The following is an 18,123-nucleotide window of genomic DNA, read 5'->3' as shown; positions in this document are numbered from 1 at the left end:
GTGATCACGAAGTTTTCCGGTGTGATCACACTAGAGCGAATTGCGCCGGTTTCGAGGCGACTCGCTAAATTCTTACTGAAAATCTGAGAATTACGCAGGATGACGGAAGATGTTCAGTTTCAAACCTCGCCTGTCCTTTCCCCGAAACCACCACCGATCAGAGCGTATCCAACTGCTCCATCGGCGCCCATATAGCCCTTACCGCGCGGTTTTCGGGATCGAACCTGTACCAGTTACCGCCACCCTTCTGATCATGGCTCCGGCTGATTGGTTTCCCGGCCAGCGCGCACCATAAAAGCGTCCCCACCGCCCCATGTCCGACAAAGACAAGCGGCCCCTCCGGGACCACGCGCACGACCTCATCCACTTCGCGCAGAATACGTTGCTGCGCCGCCTCGGCGGTTTCCCAGCCGCGCACAGACTCTCCGGGCCGGGCAAAGAATTGATCCGCAACCTGCTCGAATTCCTCGCGCGGGAGGTACCCTGTCGACGAGCGGTCGTTTTCGTGCATGTTCGGGCGCGTGATAACAGGCTTACCGCTCCGAACAGCCAGCGGTGCGGCGGTTTCCAGCGCCTTTCGCTCGGCGCTAGACACCACCTGCGCGCCCGACAAGCCCCGCAACCGGGCGGCAAGCGCTTCGGCCCGCGCCAGACCAACGGCGGAAAGAGACCAGTCAGTCACCTCTCGCCCCGGGTCGATTTCGACTTCCGGGTGGCTCAGATAGATCGCCCGGAACCCTTTGCTCACAGCGGCATCAACGCCCAGTAATCGAGATCAAGCAGCACCTCGGGCAGGTACTTGCCATCCTCGCCTTTCAGCTTGAACGGCTCTCCGCCCTTGGTCGCGACCAGCCGCAACCGGATCGCACCGACACCCGGCGCGCTTGTCTCGGCCTTGTCCAGAACTTCGGACCACGCCTTGACCGTATCGCCCGCGAAACAGGGGTTGGCATGGGCGCCGCCGTTCAGCCCTACGATCATCTGCGCATTGGCCAGACCGTTAAAGGACAGCGCCCGCGCCATCGAAATCACGTGCCCGCCATAGATCAGGCGTTGCCCGTCCGGCCGGAAGGTCGCGTCGAAATGCACCTTGGCCGTGTTCTGCCACAGCCGTGTGGCGATCATGTGCTCGGCTTCCTCGATGGTCACCCCGTCCACATGATCGATTTGCTCGCCGATCTCGTAATCGCCCCAACGGTGCGGTTCACCCGCCAGCGCAAAATCATAGCCGCTGAAATCCAGCCCCTCGGGAATCACCAGATCCTCCGGCGCCACCACCTTGCTCAATTCCGGCACGACCGCCTCCGGCGCGGGCGCGTCGAGATCGTTCTTGCGCACCATCACCCAGCGAACATATTCCATTACGGTCTCGTCCCGCTGGTTCACACCGCGAGAGCGCACGTAAACCACCCCGGTGTTGCCGTTCGAGTTCTGCTTGAGCCCGATTACCTTGGATTCCGAGCGCAGTGTATCCCCCGCCCAAACCGGTTTCAGCCAGCGCCCTTCGGCATAGCCAAGGTTCGCCACCGCGTTCAGCGACACATCCGGCACGGTCTTGCCGAACACGACGTGAAACGCGGCCAGATCGTCGATGGGGCTTGCCGCCAAACCACTGGCGCGGGCGAATTCATCCGAAGAATAAAGCGCATGCCGCGCCGGATAGAGCGCATGATACAAAGCGCGCTCCCCTCCCGAAACAGTACGCGGCACCGCGTGGGTCAGCACTTGACCAAGCTGGTAATCCTCAAAGAAACGGCCCGAATTGGTCTTGGCCATCACTGCTCTCCCAGCTTGATGTCCGGCGTATAGGTCCCGTCCACCTCTTTCGTCACCGCCTGACCGCAACGCATCGACCCTGTCGCCGCGTCATGCGCATAGGTCGGAGAGCCGTAGAGCTCCCACCCCTTGTTCAAGGCGTCAGTAACCTTGTGGCAAAAGGCCGACGTGTCGTTTTCGCTGAGAAAGCGGTAAAGTTTCATTCAGATCTCCTGATTTCGGGTCACCCGAAAGGGTTATAGCCAAGCAGCATGTGGATCACGGCGACGACGGCAAAGACCACCACACCGCCCACGACAGCCATGATTTCCTTGCGGACCGGTGCGGGTGCCGGCGGTGTCCACGCGGGTTCGGTGCGATTGATAAGGACCATCGTCACAATTGCCCATACGAGCAGCCCACCCCAGAGAACGAAGGACGGCGTATCCCCGTTGACCAGCAAATGCCCCACGCACCAGAGAGAAAAGCCGATGAGCTGCGGATGCCGCGTCAGGCGCGTAACGCGCGTTTTCATGCCCGAGGCCGCGAAAAGGTAGAACGCCACCAGAACCAGCAGGTTGTTGATGCCGGTCATCGCCGGGCTGCGCCCCCAATAGAACGCGCCATCCGCGGCGCGATACCCAATCACCATCAGCACGACCGACAGGAGCAGCGCGATTGCAACCGGACCCTTGCCCTTTTCCCCCATGCGCGCCCGCGCCTCAGGCGCGATGAACTTGAACAGATGTGCTAGCGCCCAGAGAAGGACACCGAGAATGAGGATGAGCATGGCTTACTCCGTAAAGCGGCTGGGAAAATGTGAATCTATTTCACATAGCCCTTATTGCGCCATCGCCGCAATAGCCTCGGCTTTGGCCAGTGTCTTTTGAGCGGTTTCCACGTGCAGGTTCTCGACAATTCTTCCGTCGACCACGGCAACGCCCTGCCCCGATTTATGCGTTTCCTCATAGGCCGAGATCTGACGCCGAGCGAGGTCGACCTCTTCTTCCGAAGGCGCAAAGGTCCGGTTGGTCACATCGACCTGCGCCGGATGGATCAGGGTCTTGCCGTCAAAGCCCATGTCACGGCCTTGGATACATTCTTCTTCCAGCCCGTTTTCGTCGAGATAGGCGTTGAACACGCCATCCACGATGATCAGCCCTTCGGCCTTGGCCGCCAGCAGGCAAAGCCCCAGCGCCGTAATCATCGGTTCACGGTCGGCCCGGAACCGCGTCTGCAATTCCTTTGCAAGGTCATTGGTGCCCATCACCATGCCCTGCAATTTCGGATGCGCGGCGATTTCGGCTGCACGCAGCATCCCGCGCGGCGTCTCCATCATTGCCCAGATCGGCAGATCGCCGGTGATCTCCGCCAAAGCGTCCAGATCGGCGGCACTGTTCACCTTGGGCAACAAAACCGCGTCGACATCCATTTTACGTACGGCTTCCGCATCGGCCTTGCCCCACGGCGTGTCGAGCCCGTTGATCCGTACGATCCGCGCCCGGTTGCCATAGCCGCCGTCTGCAATCGCCTTGGCCAGAACCGCGCGCGAGGCGACTTTTTCTTCGGGTGTCACCGCGTCCTCAAGATCGAAGATGATCGCGTCCACCGCCAGACCCCGCGCCTTGTCCAGCGCGCGTTCTTTCGACGCCGGAATATAAAGAACGGAACGATAGGGGCGGTTCATCGGGTCCATACTGGCCTCCAAAGGTCATAATATTGCGTGGAAAGGGACATTTTTTTACGGAAAGTTCAAGGTGAAATGCGCCGCGACGCAGCAATTGAACCAAATTCTTCGTATTTGAATGCGTCTGGCCGGCCGGAATTCAAAAGAACGGGCGCTCGATTAACCATTTCTCAGCCCGACTCGCCCTAGATTTTCTTATCGGATCCGGGAACTCGGCATCGGCTGACCTGCCCCCTTTGAACAGGCAACGGATTCAAAAGCATACAAACTGGGCTTTTCCGCCCGGCACACCGGGCGACCGGCGTGCCAGTCCGGATCGGCACGACTCATGGATAGGTATAGAAGATGAAAAACGCATTCTTCCCGCTGGCGATCACCGCCATCACCTTGGCGTCGGCGGCCGAAACCGCCCAGGCGCAACAAACCCGTAATTGCGCGCCGCGTGAGGTAGTCGTAGGCCGCCTTGCAGGTGGGTATGGCGAAACCCGCCAAAGCATGGGACTCGCCGCGCGCGGTTCCGTGGTCGAAGTTTTTGCCTCAGACGAGACCGGCACGTGGACGATTACCGTGACCAACCCGGCCGGCGTGACCTGCCTCGTCGCCTCCGGCCAGTCATTCGAGGCTTTGGCCGAGGCGCTTCCCCCGAAAGGCAATGATGCCTGAAACAGGCTTTCCTTCCGGCTGGCGCGGCTCTGGCGCGTCGCCAGCGGAACTCCACACGACACCCCACGCTGAAAGTTCACTCCACACAGGCTTTCCAAAAGAGGACTTTCAGGTAAGCCCCTCCCAGATCAGCTTTACACCGGTCACGACCAGCAGCACATAGGTCAGACCGAAAAAGAGCCTTTCAGGCACGATCCGGTGCGCCTTTACCCCGACCAGAGCTCCCACTATCGCGACCGGCGCAAGCGCCAGATTGGCAAGCGCGGTTTCGGCCGTGAACAGGCCCAGATACGCGTAGGGCACGAACTTCACGATATTGATGACCCAGAAGACCAGCACTGTCGTGCCCTGAAAGCTTGTCTTGTCGAGCTTCCGCGACAACAGGTAGACGGCGGCAGGCGGGCCGCCCGCATGGCTCACGAAACTGGTGAACCCCGCGACCAGACCGGCAAGCCCCCCAACCCAGGCTGACAGCCGGGTGCCCCCGGCCCGGATCAGCCCCATGCGCTGCCCCGCCTGCCAAATGACAAAGGCAAGCGAAATTCCCCCGATCAGCACCCGGAACACGTCCGGCTCGGCAACCTTGTAAAGCAACGCGCCTAGAACCACTCCGGGCACGGCACCAAGGATCAACAGCCGCGCATCCGGCCAGCTCCATGTCTTCCAATAGGGCCGCAGCGTCGTCGCATCGATCAGCATCAACAGCGGCAACATGACCCCAAGCGCCTGTCCCGGCGTCAGAAAAAGCGCCAGAATCGTCGAAGAGGCAAAGGCTGCCCCGGATCCGAATCCGCCCTTGGAGATGCCCGCAAACAAGACCGCAGGCACCGCCACCGCGAAAAAAGCGCCGTTCAACTCAAGCATTGGCCACCCCCTAAGCACCTCGTTTGCCTAGGGATTAACCGATCGTCAATCTTTCCGGCAGACCGTCCCGCGACGTTTGGAGTTGCACTGAACACGTGCAGGACTCTTGCACAACCGCGTGTTACGCACTACGCAACCCGCAAATTCACAAGGACCGGAGAACTTTCCAATGGCCAGACCCAAAATCGCCCTGATCGGGGCAGGTCAGATCGGCGGCACGCTCGCCCATCTCGCCGCGATCAAAGAACTTGGCGACGTCATCCTTTTCGATATCGCCGAAGGCACGCCCGAAGGCAAAGCGCTCGACATCGCGGAATCCGGCCCGTCCGAAGGGTTCGACGCATCGCTGAAGGGCACGCAGTCCTACGCCGATATCGCGGGCGCCGACGTCTGCATCGTCACCGCCGGTGTGCCGCGAAAGCCGGGCATGAGCCGCGACGACCTGCTGGGCATCAACCTCAAGGTCATGAAATCCGTGGGCGAAGGCATCCGCGACCACGCGCCCGACGCCTTTGTCATCTGCATCACCAACCCGCTCGACGCGATGGTCTGGGCGCTGCGCGAATTCTCCGGCCTTCCGCATGAGAAAGTCTGCGGCATGGCAGGCGTTCTCGACTCGGCCCGCTTCCGTCACTTCCTCAGCCTCGAATTCGGCGTGTCGATGAAAGATGTTACCGCTTTCGTTCTGGGCGGTCACGGCGACACCATGGTGCCGCTGGCCCGCTATTCTACCGTTGCCGGTATCCCGCTCCCCGATCTGGTGAGCATGGGCTGGACCACGCAGGACAAGCTCGACAGCATCATCCAGCGCACCCGTGACGGCGGCGCCGAGATCGTCGGCCTGCTGAAAACCGGCTCGGCCTTCTACGCGCCCGCGACCTCCGCCATCGAAATGGCCGAAGCCTATCTCAAGGACCAGAAGCGTGTCCTGCCCTGCGCCGCCTATGTGGACGGCGCTCTCGGTCTCAAGGGCATGTATGTCGGCGTTCCGACCGTGATCGGTGCCGGTGGCGTTGAAAAGGTCATCGACATCCAGATGACCAAGGACGAGCAGGCCATGTTCGACAACTCGGTCAACGCGGTGAAAGGCCTCGTCGAAGCCTGCAAAGGAATCGACAGCTCGCTCGCCTGATCGGGGCGATTTTCGACCTTTTACGCCGCTCCGGACCATCCGGGGCGGCGTTTTTCGTGGCGCAACGCCCTTTCACAAGGGTCAAGCCGCCAAAGCGGCGCACGACTCTTTGCCGTTTTCCGCCTAATTCCCCCGCACAGCCGCCGTTTGTGATCACAGCTTTTTGGCCTGTGATCACAAATGTCGTTTTTTTTGTCAAAACCTGTGGCCACACCCCATTTTTGGGTTAACCCGTTATCAAGACAGGGCGTATAGCCCCGAGCAAACGCAAGCAGACGGGAACGACTTTCATGAACATCCACGAATATCAGGCCAAGGCCCTTCTTCGCAGCTACGGTGCCCCGGTGTCCGACGGCAAGGTCATCCTCCGCGCGGAAGACGCGAAAAACGCGGCCGGCGAACTTGATGGACCGCTCTGGGTCGTCAAGGCGCAGATCCACGCCGGCGGCCGCGGCAAGGGCTCGTTCAAGGAAGCCGAAGCAGGCGAAAAAGGCGGTGTCCGTCTTGCCAAATCGGTCGAGGAAGCCGCCGAGGAAGCCAAGAAGATGCTTGGCAAGACCCTTGTGACCCACCAGACCGGCCCCGCGGGCAAGCAGGTCAACCGCATCTATATCGAAGACGGCTCGGACATCGAGCGTGAGCTTTATCTCGCCCTTTTGGTCGATCGCGTTTCCAGCCGCGTTTCTTTCGTCTGCTCGACCGAAGGCGGCATGGACATCGAAGAGGTCGCCGCCTCGACCCCTGAAAAGATCCTCAGCTTCAGCGTCGATCCCGCCACCGGCTACCAGCCCTATCACGGCCGCCGCGTCGCTTTCGCGCTGGGTCTCGAAGGCCCCGCCGTCAAGCAATGCGTTCAGCTCATGGGCATCCTTTACAAGGCCTTCATCGAGAAGGACATGGAGATGCTGGAAATCAACCCGCTGATCCTGATGCCCGGCGGTCAGCTCAAGGTGCTCGACGCCAAGCTCGGCTTTGACGGCAACGCAATGTATCGCCAGCCCGAGGTCTCCGAACTGCGCGACACGACCGAGGAAGACCCCAAGGAACTCGAAGCCTCCAAGTACGACCTGAACTACATCGCGCTCGACGGTGAGATCGGCTGTATGGTGAACGGTGCAGGCCTTGCGATGGCGACGATGGACATCATCAAGCTCTACGGTGCGGAACCGGCCAACTTCCTCGACGTGGGCGGCGGCGCGACCAAGGAAAAAGTGACCGAAGCGTTCAAGATCATCACCTCGGACGAGCAGGTCAAAGGCATTCTCGTCAACATCTTCGGCGGCATCATGCGCTGCGACGTCATCGCCGAAGGCGTGGTCGCCGCGGTGAAAGAGGTTGGCCTCAAGGTGCCGCTGGTTGTTCGTCTCGAAGGCACCAATGTCGAGGAAGGCAAGAAGATCATCAACGAAAGCGGTTTGGACGTCATCGCCGCCGATGATCTGAAGGACGGCGCGGAAAAGATCGTGAAAGCGGTCAAAGGCTGATCCATGTTTCCCGTCCGTCAGGTCTGGCAGAGGTTAAAGCACACCGTCGGGGAACCGACGGTGGTTTTGGCCGTTGATCTGCAACAGGACAAAAATGGACGGAACAATGGATTTATCTGGCAAGGATTACTTGGACAACGACAGGATCACACCGATTGCAGTGGGCGTTGGCCTGCTCGCCGTCGGGGCTCTCTTGTGGAAAACCAAGCCATCATTGCTCGACATGCCCGACCCTCTGCCGCTGGGCAAGGAACCGGACGACAGCTTTTCGCGCCGCGCCCTGCGCAAGACCCGCGACGGGGTAAGCCATGTGGCTCCCAGCAATCTCAGCATCTCTCTGGGCCGTTCTATGGTCATCGGCGGGCTGGCCCTGGTGCTGACACGCATTCTGGACGAGCTCACCGGCACCAAGGACTGACGGCACTAGTCGCGAAATCTGCTGGCAATGGACCGACCGAGCGCCTAGGGCCTTTTGTTCATATGAATGGCATCACGCCGAAGCTGAGCACAGCCTTAGGCGCGGCAGCCTTGGCTATATCCGCATCTCTCTTCTTCCCCGATACGGTAAACGCGCAAACTCCCGGTGATATAAAGGCTGCAAACGAACTTCGCGTATGCCTCTGGGAAGAGGGCGGAATTCGCAGTGCTCCCAGAGCCGGAGAATTGCAGCTCGGCATCGACCGGTTCCAGAACGAGAAGATATGGTCCGTCAATCAGGTAGAGACTGGGGTCTACAGGATCACCCGCAACCAGCCCTCTGGCCTGACCGCTGAAATCCGCCTGCCTGATGAGAACGGGAATGCCACATGTCTCGTCTACGGTCCCGCGATGTCAGCAGGTCAGGCCGCTGGCGCAGCAGATAAATTCGTGGAATTTGGCACCCTTAAAGGTTTCCCCGAGGGCGGAGGGTTCGTCGCCGCCGAACCCCTGCAGAACATGTCACGCCGCTACGTCGCTCAGGGCTTGCCTTTCTCTCTTGAACTCGTGGCCTACGAAGCGCCCGGTTTCGGACAGATCGTAGGGATGACCTTTGCAGGTCTCGACAAGGTGGAAGATGCCCGCCAGTTGACAGTTGGCCAGGCTCCGGCATCTCGCGAAACGCTGCGTGCTTACTCCGCCTGGGCCTTACAAACCTGCGCCCAGAATATTGCCGACAGTGACTGGTTGCGTTCTGCATTCGATAACAGCGGTTTGGAATACGGCTGGCCCGCATCGAACGGCCATGTGTATTTCCTGCCCGACAACTCGCTATCCGTAAAATTCAACTCGTACACGTGCGAAATCGACACTCACTACATGGGTGTGGCCGAGGCACGACAGCTTGTTCGGGAAACGCTTAATCGAGCGTACCCGGGACAGTTCAGCGACATGCAATCGAGCGATGGAAGTGGCTGCCAAAGCTTCATCAGCCACGCCAACCCGAACATGCCGATCATCGTCAATGTCGAAAACCTCGATAACGATGCCCGGCGAACATGTGTAGAAGACGGCTCGAGCCGCATCTATTTCGAAATTCCAGGATAACCACAAAGGGACCATCATGGCCGTACTTATCGACGAAAACACCAAGGTGATCTGCCAGGGCCTGACCGGCTCGCAGGGGACCTTCCACACGGAACAGGCCATTGCCTACGGCACCAAGATGGTCGGCGGCGTCACCCCCGGCAAGGGCGGCCAGACCCACCTCGACCTGCCGGTCTTCAACTCTGTCCACGAAGCCAAGGCCAAGACCGAAGCGAACGCGACCGTAATCTACGTGCCGCCCCCCTTCGCGGCGGATTCGATCATGGAAGCCATCGACGCCGAAATGGAAGTCATCGTCTGCATCACCGAAGGTATCCCGGTGCTCGACATGATGAAGGTCAAGCGCGCGCTGGAAGGCTCCAAATCGCGTCTGATCGGGCCGAACTGCCCGGGCGTCATCACCCCCGACGCCTGCAAGATCGGCATCATGCCCGGCCACATCCACAAGCGCGGCTCCTGCGGCGTGGTTTCGCGCTCCGGCACCCTGACCTACGAGGCGGTCAAGCAGACCACCGACGTCGGCATCGGCCAGTCCACCTGCGTCGGCATCGGCGGCGATCCGATCAAGGGGACCGAGCACCTCGACGTGCTGGAATGGTTCCTCGCGGATGACGAAACCGAAAGCATCATCATGATCGGTGAAATCGGCGGCTCCGCCGAAGAAGAAGCCGCGCAGTTCCTCGCCGACGAAAAGAAGAAAGGCCGCTGGAAGCCGACCGCTGGTTTCATCGCGGGCCGCACCGCCCCTCCGGGACGCCGCATGGGCCATGCCGGCGCCATCGTCGCCGGTGGCAAGGGCGGCGCCGAGGACAAGATCGAAGCGATGAAATCAGCAGGCATCGTTGTGGCAGACAGCCCCGCCCAACTGGGCGAAGCCGTGCTGAAAGCGATCGGCTAAGACATGCAGGCCGGTCACCTCATAATTGCGGGGGCGATCGCGGCTCTTCCCGGGTGTGCTGAACACCCGGGCGGCAGCCTCTTCGATCCCGAAAAGCAGGTGACCGTCATCGACCCGGTGACGAAGAAACGAAAATACGTGACCGAAGCGGAACTGCCGTTTCTGCCCGAAGTCGCGCAATACAAGCGTTCCTACACCTTGTTTTTCCAAGGCGATTTCGATGTGATCCTCGTCCGTCACGGTTATGAAGACGCCTCCAAACCAAGAAAAACGAACGCCGAGCTTGAAATCGAAGGTCTGGAATGGTGCCGCGAAGAAGGCACCGATACGCAGCGCGCGGTCGTGCGAAACCACATCGATGGCGCCAGGGCGCGTATCCATACATACATATATTGCGAGGACGAGGCTTAGACCCATGCGCTTTTCCGCCTTGCCTTACACCGGCCCAACTTTGGCCATTGCCGAAGGGCAAAAAGCGGCCTACGAGGCCGCCGCACAGACTCCCGGTCAATTCGGGAACGACTTTGGAATCAAAGGCTAACCAAATGACCCGACAGGGCAGAGAACAGGACGGACAAGCGGCGCAAATCGCCCTGCGCCCCCGTGCCGAGGCCCCTCTGGCGGGAGGTACCGCATGACCTTCAAAGAAGCCGTCCGCACCTGTTTTTCCAAGTATGTCACCTTCTCGGGCCGCGCTTCGCGCTCGGAATACTGGTACTTCGTGCTCTTCGTGATCCTTGGCAGCATCGCCTGCAGCATCCTCGACACGATCCTGTTCGGCTCGGCAATGGTTGAAACCGTCCCCGGCGAATTCAGTGCCAGCACCTCGAGCAACGGTCCGATCAACGCGATCTTTTCGCTTGCCACCTTGCTGCCCTCGCTCTCGGCAGGCTGGCGTCGCATGCACGATACCGGCCGTTCGGGCTTTTTCCTGCTTTACCCGCTGATCGTCATGATCGGCATCTTTACCTTTGTCGGGTTCCTCTCCGGCTTCCCGGCCCTCATGGCCGGCGATTTCAGCGGCATCATCGGCGGTACAAGCTCCGTCATCCTGTTCATCGCCGTCATCGTCCTCATCATCTCTCCGCTCCTGGTCCTTTGGTGGCTGACCCGCCCCTCCCAGCCCGGCACGAACACATTTGGTCCAAACCCTCACGAGGTAACCCCATGACCGACCAATCCTCAAACGCGCAGTTTCATGCCTCCTCATTCATGCAGGGGCATAATGCCGAGTATCTCGAACAGCTCTACGCGCAATACGCCGGTGACCCTTCGGCCGTAGACACGGCATGGGCCGAATTCTTCAAGGCTCTGGGCGACAACGGTCAGGATGTCCGGGCCGAGGCACAGGGACCAAGCTGGGCGCGCCCCGACTGGCCGCCGATGCCCGACGACGACCTGACCGGCGCGATGACGGGCGAATGGGCGCCCGCCCCCGCCGAAGCCAAGGCCGCCAAGGAAAAAATCGAAAGCAAAGCCAAGGAAACCGGTGCCTCCGTCACCGACGACCAGATCAAACGCGCCGTGCTGGATTCGATCCGCGCGCTCATGCTGATCCGCGCCTACCGGATCCGCGGCCACCTTGTGGCCGATCTCGATCCGCTGGGCATGCGCGACCAGACCCCGCACCCCGAGCTTGATCCGAAAAGCTATGGTTTCAACGAAGAGGACATGGACCGTCCGATCTTTATCGACAACGTGCTCGGCCTTCAGGTCGCGCCGATGCGCCAGATCGTCGACATCGTCCAGCGCACCTATTGCGGCACCTTCGCGCTGCAATACATGCACATTTCCAACCCCGAAGAAGCCGGCTGGCTGAAAGAGCGCATCGAAGGGTTCGACAAGGAAATCAAGTTCACCCGCGAAGGCCGCAAGGCGATCCTCAACAAGATGGTCGAGGCCGAGGGCTTCGAGAAATTCCTCCATGTGAAATACATGGGCACCAAGCGTTTCGGTCTGGACGGCGGCGAAAGCCTGATCCCCGCGATGGAACAGATCATCAAGCGCGGCGGTGCGCTTGGCGTAAAGGACATCATCATCGGCATGCCGCACCGGGGCCGTCTTTCGGTGCTCGCCAACGTGATGCAGAAACCCTACCGCGCCATCTTCAACGAATTCCAGGGCGGCAGCTTCAAGCCCGAGGATGTCGATGGATCGGGCGATGTCAAATACCACCTCGGCGCCTCCTCCGACCGTGAATTCGACGGCAATGAGGTCCACCTGTCGCTGACCGCGAACCCCTCTCACCTCGAGGCGGTAAACCCGGTGGTGCTGGGCAAGGCCCGCGCCAAGCAGGACCAGTCCCACGACCACGACCGTTCCAAGGTGCTGCCGATACTCCTGCACGGCGACGCGGCTTTTGCCGGTCAGGGCGTGGTGGCCGAAGGGTTCGGTCTCTCGGGGCTGAAAGGCCACCGCACCGGCGGCACCATGCATATCGTGGTGAACAACCAGATCGGCTTCACCACCGCGCCGCATTTCTCGCGCTCCTCGCCCTACCCGACGGACATCGCGCTGATGGTCGAGGCGCCGATATTCCACGTCAATGGCGACGATCCCGAGGCGGTGGTTCACGCCGCCAAGGTCGCCACCGAATTCCGGCAAAAGTTCCACAAGGACGTGGTGATCGACATCTTCTGCTACCGCCGCTTTGGTCACAACGAGGGCGACGAGCCCATGTTCACCAACCCGGTCATGTACAAGCGGATCAAGACCCACAAGACCACCCTGTCGCTCTATACCGAGCGGCTGGTCAAGGATGGCCTGATTCCCGAGGGCGAGATCGAGGATATGAAGGCGGCCTTCCAGGCCAAGATGAACGAAGAGTTCGAGGCCGGCAAGGAATACAAGCCCAACAAGGCCGACTGGCTCGACGGGCGCTGGTCCCACCTCGACCACAACAAAGAAGACTATGTGCGCGGCACCACCGAAATCGCGCCGGAAACACTCGAGGAAATCGGCAAGGCGCTGACCACCGCGCCCGATGGCTTCCCGCTGCACCGCACCGTCCAGCGTCTGCTGGATGCCAAGAAGGAAATGTTCGAGACCGGCAAGGGCTTTGACTGGGCTACCGGTGAGGCACTGGCCTTTGGCTCGCTCCTGACCGAGGGTTACCCGGTCCGTCTCGCCGGGCAGGACTCCACGCGCGGCACCTTCTCGCAGCGCCACTCGGCCTTCATCAACCAGGAAACCGAAGAGCGTTACTTCCCGCTGAACCATGTCCGTGACGGTCAGGCCCAGTACGAAGTCATCGATTCCATGCTGTCGGAATACGCTGTGCTCGGGTTCGAATACGGCTACTCGCTGGCCGAGCCCAACGCGCTCGTCATGTGGGAGGCCCAGTTCGGCGATTTCGCCAACGGCGCGCAGATCATGTTCGACCAGTTCATCTCTTCGGGTGAATCCAAATGGCTGCGCATGTCGGGCCTCGTCTGCCTGCTGCCCCACGGCTACGAGGGTCAGGGCCCCGAACACTCCTCGGCCCGTCTGGAACGCTTCCTGACCATGTGCGGTCAGGACAACTGGATCGTCGCCAACTGCACCACCCCGGCGAACTACTTCCACATCCTGCGCCGCCAGATCCACCGGTCCTTCCGCAAGCCGCTCATCCTGATGACGCCGAAATCGCTGCTGCGTCACAAGCTGGCGATCTCCACGGCCGAGGATTTCACCACCGGGTCGAGCTTCCACCGCGTGCTCTGGGACGATGCCGAAAAAGGCAACTCGGACACCAAGCTGGCCAAGGACGACAAGATCAAGCGCGTCGTCATGTGCTCTGGCAAGGTGTATTATGACCTGCTCGAGGAACGCGATGCCCGCGGGATCGACGATGTCTACCTGCTCCGGATCGAACAGTTCTACCCCTTCCCGGCGATCAGCCTCGTCAAGGAACTCGAACGGTTCAAGGGCGCGGAAATGGTCTGGTGCCAGGAAGAGCCCAAGAACCAGGGCGGCTGGTCCTTTATAGAACCCAATATCGAGTGGGTGCTGAACCGCATCGGCGCCACGCACCAGCGCCCCGTCTATGTGGGTCGTGCCACCGCCGCCTCGCCCGCAACCGGGCTCGCCAGCCAACACAAAGCCCAACAAGCCGCCCTCGTGAACGAGGCGCTGACCATCGAAGGAAACTAACCCATGACCACCGAAGTACGCGTCCCGACGCTGGGCGAATCCGTGACCGAAGCGACCGTGGCGACCTGGTTCAAGAAACCGGGCGACCCGGTTGCGGTCGATGAAATGCTCTGCGAGTTGGAAACCGACAAGGTAACGGTCGAGGTTCCCAGCCCGATCGCCGGTGTCCTCGCCGATATCGTCGCCAACGAAGGCGACACCGTGGGCGTCGATGCGCTCCTCGCGAATATCGCCGCCTCGGGCGAAGCAGGCTCCGAAACGATCGAGGAACGCCCCTCGCAGAAAAAGGCCGATGCGGAAAAGAATGCGCCATCCGAGGAAGAGGCCCAGACCGTCGACGTGATGGTGCCGACGCTTGGTGAATCGGTCAGCGAGGCCACCGTCTCCACATGGTTCAAGAAAGCCGGCGACAGCGTCGAAGCGGACGAGATGCTCTGCGAGCTGGAAACCGACAAGGTCTCGGTCGAGGTCCCCGCCCCCGCAGCAGGTGTCCTTCAGGAAATCCTCAAGGGCGAAGGCGAAACCGTCGAGGCGGGCGGCAAGCTCGCGGTGATGACCCGCGGCGGACAAGGTCAGCCCTCCTCGACGCCTGCCGGTACACCGGAAACCACCGAACAGCCCGGTGGCCGCAAAGGGGCCGACACCGAGGGTAAAGACGTTGAAAACGCGCCCTCCGCGCAAAAGGCAATGGCCGAGGCCGGTCTCAGCGCCGATCAGGTCACCGGCACGGGCCGTGATGGCCGTATCATGAAGGAAGACGTGCAAAAGGCGCTTGCCGCAGGCACCAGCGCCGCATCTGCACCCGCCCCGGCGGCACAGGCCCCGCGCGCGCCTTCCCCGGCAGCCGATGCAGACCGCGAAGAACGGGTCAAGATGACCCGCCTGCGCCAGACCATCGCCCGCCGCCTGAAAGAGGCGCAGAACACCGCCGCCATGCTCACCACCTATAACGAGGTGGACATGACCGAGGTCATGGCGCTGCGGAACGAATACAAGGACCTGTTCGAGAAGAAGCACGGCGTGCGTCTCGGCTTTATGTCGTTCTTCACCAAGGCTTGCTGCCACGCGCTGAAAGAGGTGCCCGAGGTCAACGCCGAAATCGACGGCACCGACGTGGTCTACAAGAACTTCGTCCACATGGGCATCGCCGCCGGCACCCCCACCGGGCTTGTCGTGCCGGTCATCCGCGACGCGGATTCCATGTCCTTCGCGGAAATTGAGAAAGCCATCGCCGAAAAGGGAAAACGCGCCCGCGACGGCAAGCTTTCGATGGCGGAAATGCAGGGCGGCACCTTCACCATCTCCAACGGTGGCGTCTATGGCTCGCTGATGTCCTCGCCAATCCTGAACCCGCCGCAGTCGGGCATCCTCGGCATGCACAAGATCCAGGACCGTCCGATGGTCATCAACGGCGAAATCAAGATCCGCCCGATGATGTACCTCGCGCTCTCCTACGATCACCGCATCGTCGACGGCAAAGGCGCCGTGACCTTCCTCGTCCGCGTCAAGGAAGCGCTGGAAGACCCCCGTCGCCTGCTGATGGATCTGTGATCTCTCCCGCGTGACCTGACCGCGCATGAAAGAAACCTTGGCGGGCGGCACGACTTTCGCCCGCCGCCCCCGGAACCGGAGCCAGCATGACCACCGAACTCACCGTCCTGACGCTTGCGGCGCTGCTCCAGTTCGCGCAGTTCCTGATCTACTCGGCGCTTGCCAACAAGCAGGTCGGGCCGAAAAAGGCGCTCGGGCCGCGCGATACCAAGATCGAACTCTCAGGCTATGCGGGCCGCGCCCAGCGCGCGCTGAACAACCATTTCGAGGGTCTGATCCTCTTCACCATCGCGGTTGTCGTCGTCACCCTTGGCGGTCAGTCCACCGGATTCACCCAAGGCTGCGCCTGGGTATACCTCATCGCGCGCGTCTTCTATGTGCCCGCTTATCTCATGGGACTTTCGCCCTGGCGCTCGGTCATCTGGACCTTTGGCATTGGTGCGACGGTGCTGATGCTGCTGGCGGCGCTGGTCTGATGCGCACCCCCAACCCCATACCCGATCAAATCCCGGCCGCTGTACGACCGGTGTACACATGCTGCACAGCCTGTGTACGGAAATCACCCCCCCCCCATTTCCGGCCACGTCTCGGATAAAGGAGAACACATGTCCAGCTACGACGTCATCATCATCGGCTCCGGCCCCGGCGGCTATGTCTGCGCCATTCGCTGCGCGCAACTGGGTCTCAAGGTGGCCTGTGTCGAAGGTCGTGAAACGCTTGGCGGCACCTGCCTGAACGTGGGTTGCATCCCCTCCAAGGCCCTGCTTCACGCCAGCCACATGCTGCACGAGGCCGAGCATAATTTCGCCGCGATGGGCCTCAAGGGCAAATCCCCCTCGGTCGACTGGAAACAGATGCTCTCCTACAAGCAGGACACCATCGACACCAACACCAAAGGCATCGAATTCCTGTTCAAAAAGAACAAGGTAGACTGGATCAAAGGCTGGGCCAGCATCCCCGAGGCGGGCAAGGTCAAGGTCGGCGACGACGTGCACGAAGCCAAGAACATCATCATCGCCTCGGGGTCCGAAGTCTCCCCGCTCAAGGGTGTCGAGGTCGACGAGAAAGTCGTCGTGACCTCCACCGGCGCGCTGGAACTGACCAAGGTGCCGAAAAAGATGGTGGTGATCGGCGCAGGTGTCATCGGGCTCGAACTCGGCTCGGTCTACAAACGACTGGGCGCCGAGGTAACGGTTATTGAATACCTCGATGCGATCACCCCCGGCATGGACGGCGAGGTGCAGAAGTCCTTCCAGCGTCTGCTGAAAAAGCAGGGCATGGAATTCGTCATGGGCGCCGCCGTGCAAAAGACCGAGGCGACCAAGACCAAGGCCAAGGTGACCTACAAGCTCAAGAAGGACGACAGCGAACACGAAATCGACGCGGACGTGGTTCTGCTGGCCACCGGCCGCCGCCCTTATACCGAAGGTCTCGGCCTCGACTCTCTGGGCGTGGAAATGTCCGAGCGCGGCCAGATCAAGGTTGGCAAGGACTGGCAGACCAACGTCAAGGGCATCTATGCCATCGGTGACTGCATCGACGGCCCGATGCTGGCCCACAAGGCCGAAGACGAAGGCATGGCCGCCGCCGAACAGGTTGCGGGCAAGCATGGTCATGTGAACTACGGCGTGATCCCGGGCGTGATCTATACCCACCCCGAGGTCGCCAATGTCGGCGAAACCGAGGAGACACTGAAGAAAGAGGGACGCGCCTACAAGGTCGGCAAGTTCTCCTTCATGGGCAACGGCCGCGCCAAGGCGAATTTCGCCGCTGACGGGTTCGTCAAGATCATCGTCGACAAGGAAACAGACCGCATCCTTGGTGCCCATATCATCGGGCCAAGCGCAGGCGACCTGATCCACGAGATCTGCGTCGCGATGGAATTCGGCGCCAGCGCCGAGGACCTGGCGCTCACATGCCACGCGCATCCGACCTATTCCGAGGCCGTGCGCGAGGCGGCGCTTGCCTGTGGCGACGGGCCGATCCATTCCTGACGCCCCGCAGGCGCAGATTGCCAAGACAGTCAGAACCCCGGTATCACCGCCGGGGTTTTGAGTTTATGAGGGGGGAGGCCATGTCCGGCACCGGCATCGCGAAAAGCCTGCTGGCCGTCTGGGCCGGAGTCTATGCGGCCTCGGTGCTGCAATTCCTGTTCATTGAGCCCAGCGGCGAAGGGTTCACTCGCGGCCTCAACCAGATCATGGCCTTCCTGTCATGGCAACTGCTGGCCGCGATCATCGGCTTTACCGCATGGTTCGTCGGGCGCAAACACAGCCCCGGGCGCGCCCTGCGCCTCTTGCTTCGGTTGCCGCTTATATTGGCCGGACTGCTTTCCGGTGGGCTGATCCTGCTGATCGCCTACGCCCAGCTGGCACCACCTCCCGAGCGTCCGGTTCTGCCGCCCGAACAGCCCGCCAGAACCGCAAGGCCCTGA

General features: G+C 61.1%; 19 protein-coding genes. 13 read left to right on the top strand and 6 right to left on the bottom strand.

Features of this window, described 5'->3' with window-relative positions; translation table 11 throughout:
• Positions 1-157: 157 nt before the first annotated feature.
• Genes ACU0FH_RS07430 through ACU0FH_RS07410 form a run of 5 tightly spaced genes read right to left on the bottom strand, consistent with a single transcriptional unit; the run spans position 158 to position 3,451 of the window.
• Positions 158-748 (bottom strand): histidine phosphatase family protein, encoded by a 591-nt coding sequence (locus ACU0FH_RS07430; protein WP_446194028.1) that lies wholly within the window; start codon positions 746-748, stop codon positions 158-160.
• Positions 745-1,776 carry a MaoC family dehydratase gene (locus tag ACU0FH_RS07425; RefSeq protein ID WP_446194027.1) on the bottom strand — a complete coding sequence of 344 codons (1,032 nt, stop codon included), beginning with the start codon at positions 1,774-1,776 and terminating at the stop codon, positions 745-747. Before ACU0FH_RS07425 ends, ACU0FH_RS07430 begins: the two co-directional genes overlap by 4 nt.
• Positions 1,776-1,979 carry a DUF1737 domain-containing protein gene (locus tag ACU0FH_RS07420; RefSeq protein WP_238370993.1) on the bottom strand — a complete coding sequence of 68 codons (204 nt, stop codon included), beginning with the start codon at positions 1,977-1,979 and terminating at the stop codon, positions 1,776-1,778. Before ACU0FH_RS07420 ends, ACU0FH_RS07425 begins: the two co-directional genes overlap by 1 nt.
• A 20-nt stretch (positions 1,980-1,999) precedes the next feature.
• Entirely contained in the window at positions 2,000-2,545 is a 546-nt protein-coding gene (locus ACU0FH_RS07415) for an NnrU family protein (RefSeq protein WP_446194026.1), read from the bottom strand.
• 51 nt (positions 2,546-2,596) lie between these two features.
• Positions 2,597-3,451, bottom strand: coding sequence for an HpcH/HpaI aldolase/citrate lyase family protein (locus tag ACU0FH_RS07410; RefSeq protein ID WP_446194025.1), 855 nt, complete (start codon positions 3,449-3,451; stop codon positions 2,597-2,599).
• A gap of 336 nt (positions 3,452-3,787) precedes the next feature.
• Here ACU0FH_RS07410 and ACU0FH_RS07405 point away from each other — a divergent pair, with 336 nt between their 5' ends.
• Entirely contained in the window at positions 3,788-4,105 is a 318-nt protein-coding gene (locus tag ACU0FH_RS07405; RefSeq protein WP_238370990.1) for a hypothetical protein, read from the top strand.
• A gap of 108 nt (positions 4,106-4,213) precedes the next feature.
• On the opposite strand, the gene ACU0FH_RS07400 is transcribed toward ACU0FH_RS07405, so the two are convergent.
• On the bottom strand, positions 4,214-4,969 hold the full coding sequence (locus ACU0FH_RS07400; RefSeq protein ID WP_446194024.1) for a sulfite exporter TauE/SafE family protein: 756 nt from the start codon (positions 4,967-4,969) through the stop codon (positions 4,214-4,216).
• Between the two features lie 169 nt (positions 4,970-5,138).
• On the opposite strand from ACU0FH_RS07400, the gene mdh reads away from it, so the two are divergent.
• From mdh to ACU0FH_RS07340, 12 genes are all read left to right on the top strand, one after another.
• A complete protein-coding gene (mdh, locus tag ACU0FH_RS07395; protein ID WP_446194023.1) occupies positions 5,139-6,101 on the top strand; it encodes a malate dehydrogenase in 963 nt (320 codons plus the stop codon).
• A 290-nt stretch (positions 6,102-6,391) separates the two neighbouring features.
• Positions 6,392-7,585: an ADP-forming succinate--CoA ligase subunit beta gene (gene sucC, locus ACU0FH_RS07390; protein WP_446194022.1), complete on the top strand. Its 1,194-nt coding sequence runs from the start codon at positions 6,392-6,394 to the stop codon at positions 7,583-7,585.
• Between the two features lie 106 nt (positions 7,586-7,691).
• Positions 7,692-8,003 (top strand): hypothetical protein, encoded by a 312-nt coding sequence (locus tag ACU0FH_RS07385; RefSeq protein WP_446194021.1) that lies wholly within the window; start codon positions 7,692-7,694, stop codon positions 8,001-8,003.
• Positions 8,004-8,065: 62 nt separating this feature from the next.
• On the top strand, positions 8,066-9,109 hold the full coding sequence (locus ACU0FH_RS07380) for a hypothetical protein (RefSeq protein ID WP_446194020.1): 1,044 nt from the start codon (positions 8,066-8,068) through the stop codon (positions 9,107-9,109).
• Positions 9,110-9,125: 16 nt separating this feature from the next.
• On the top strand, positions 9,126-10,007 hold the full coding sequence (gene sucD, locus ACU0FH_RS07375) for a succinate--CoA ligase subunit alpha (protein ID WP_088634088.1): 882 nt from the start codon (positions 9,126-9,128) through the stop codon (positions 10,005-10,007).
• Positions 10,008-10,010: 3 nt separating this feature from the next.
• Entirely contained in the window at positions 10,011-10,418 is a 408-nt protein-coding gene (locus ACU0FH_RS07370) for a hypothetical protein (RefSeq protein WP_446194019.1), read from the top strand.
• A gap of 223 nt (positions 10,419-10,641) precedes the next feature.
• On the top strand, positions 10,642-11,178 hold the full coding sequence (locus tag ACU0FH_RS07365) for a DUF805 domain-containing protein (protein WP_446194018.1): 537 nt from the start codon (positions 10,642-10,644) through the stop codon (positions 11,176-11,178).
• The gene (locus ACU0FH_RS07360) at positions 11,175-14,138 is read left to right on the top strand and encodes a 2-oxoglutarate dehydrogenase E1 component (protein WP_446194017.1); all 2,964 of its coding nucleotides are present in this window, start codon (positions 11,175-11,177) and stop codon (positions 14,136-14,138) included. The genes ACU0FH_RS07365 and ACU0FH_RS07360 overlap by 4 nt, the downstream gene beginning before the upstream one ends.
• Before the next feature lie 3 nt (positions 14,139-14,141).
• A complete protein-coding gene (gene odhB / locus ACU0FH_RS07355; RefSeq protein ID WP_446194016.1) occupies positions 14,142-15,689 on the top strand; it encodes a 2-oxoglutarate dehydrogenase complex dihydrolipoyllysine-residue succinyltransferase in 1,548 nt (515 codons plus the stop codon).
• Positions 15,690-15,775: 86 nt separating this feature from the next.
• Positions 15,776-16,165, top strand: a complete 390-nt coding sequence (locus ACU0FH_RS07350) for an MAPEG family protein (RefSeq protein WP_446194015.1) — start codon at positions 15,776-15,778, stop codon at positions 16,163-16,165.
• A gap of 129 nt (positions 16,166-16,294) precedes the next feature.
• Entirely contained in the window at positions 16,295-17,683 is a 1,389-nt protein-coding gene (lpdA, locus tag ACU0FH_RS07345; protein WP_446194014.1) for a dihydrolipoyl dehydrogenase, read from the top strand.
• 80 nt (positions 17,684-17,763) lie between these two features.
• Positions 17,764-18,123 (top strand): hypothetical protein, encoded by a 360-nt coding sequence (locus ACU0FH_RS07340; RefSeq protein ID WP_446194013.1) that lies wholly within the window; start codon positions 17,764-17,766, stop codon positions 18,121-18,123.

The sequence above is a fragment of the Heliomarina sp. genome, assembly GCF_052826185.1.
The sequence above is the reverse complement of the archived record's forward strand: the minus strand, read 5'-3'. Positions and strand labels throughout refer to the sequence as shown.